General features: G+C 36.0%; 1 protein-coding gene. It reads right to left on the bottom strand.

Annotated features, from left to right (window positions below):
* Positions 1 to 120 precede the first annotated feature (120 nt).
* Positions 121 to 1,152, bottom strand: a complete 1,032-nt coding sequence (locus tag ACOVO2_RS18895; protein WP_421771471.1) for a DNA polymerase beta superfamily protein — start codon at positions 1,150 to 1,152, stop codon at positions 121 to 123.
* Positions 1,153 to 1,315: the final 163 nt, after the last annotated feature.

Consider the following 1,315-nt stretch of genomic DNA (forward strand, 5'->3'; position numbering starts at 1 on the left):
TCGTCGATGAGGTTTCGTGCATAAGTCGATTTTCCGCTGGCTGGTAAGCCTCTTAATATTAATATTGTTTTCATATACACCCAACCGAATCGTCGGCCCGTCCCCAAAAGGGAGTTTTTTTCATTTTATACTTTTTCTTACTTCCAAAAGTAAGGCGTTTACAAAATCGGTATCAACCTCGTTTGGTAAATCACTTTCTTCAAAAAGTTTTGTTAATGCAGTTATTTCTTCTTCGGCTGTTTGCATAAATTCAGCCAAATTGATTTCTCCACGTCTGATTTTCAATAAATCCTGGGCATTTTTACGCCTTACAATGATTGTCTTTTCGGTAGCAATTTCTTTCGCCATATCAAGCAATCTTCGGCAGTGTAATAAGTTTTTTCCATCAATTTGTTGCTGATGATATTGAATATCAACATACCGCTGTACATTCCGATTCTTCAGCCAAGTCTCGTATTCGACATAATCTTTGCAATGGGATGAATACCCTTCTTTGTTAAAATTCATGATGCAAAGTGGTTTTTCATCTTTCGGAATCGAACTCAGCTTCACCTCATTCCCTTTCTCCGAAACAATACCTCGATAGCCTAAATCACCACTAAAATCATAGTACAAAGCATAACAATCTTTGAAATGATTAAGGGCTACTAAGCCACACTGTGCTTCGCTTAGCTTGTTTTTATCCAAATAATGCAGCAAGGTGGTAGTTTTTCCATCTTCATACACATAACAAAAATCAAATGGCGTTTTTCTGACAACTTTGTCTTGTTCCCAGTTAAGTTTTTTATCTAAACCTTTGGCTTTTTTTATTTGAGCCACTGCATAACCGCCGAACGAATGCAGACATTTCTTGGTCAAGAAACGATGTTTATTTTCGATAATCAACTCAAAAGCTGGGTGTTTTTCTATTACGCAATCATCGGGTATGTATAACAACTCCAACATTGTGGGATTAGCCGACTGTAATAATTGCAAAAAACGACGCACCTCATAATAACATTCATCTTTTGAAACTTCGATTTGCTCTTTGTAATTGAAACCAATCAAATCATCAACTAATTGAGCGTAGACTCCTTTGAAATCTACATCGGAGTTTTGAGTGTTTGTTCCATAGGCTTGGCTTCCAACTATGGCTTTGTATATTATTTTCATATTTCAATTATATTGGCAAACGGCTTTTCAAATTTTGGTCGAATCATTTTCCAAATGATGTGGTCATAAGGTCGATTTTCCATCATTTTAAACAAAACTGCTGGGTGCTTGCAAGTTTGATAATAAAGAGCCGTTTCTTTTTTGGTGGCTAAAATCTTAAATT

The organism is Emticicia sp., assembly GCF_049241225.1.
GTDB lineage: Bacteria > Bacteroidota > Bacteroidia > Cytophagales > Spirosomataceae > Emticicia.

Coding starts and splice junctions, on each gene's coding strand:
- ACOVO2_RS18895 (WP_421771471.1), bottom strand. CDS start 1,152: ATGAAAATAATATACAAAGCCATAGTTGGAAGCCAAGCCTATGGAACA.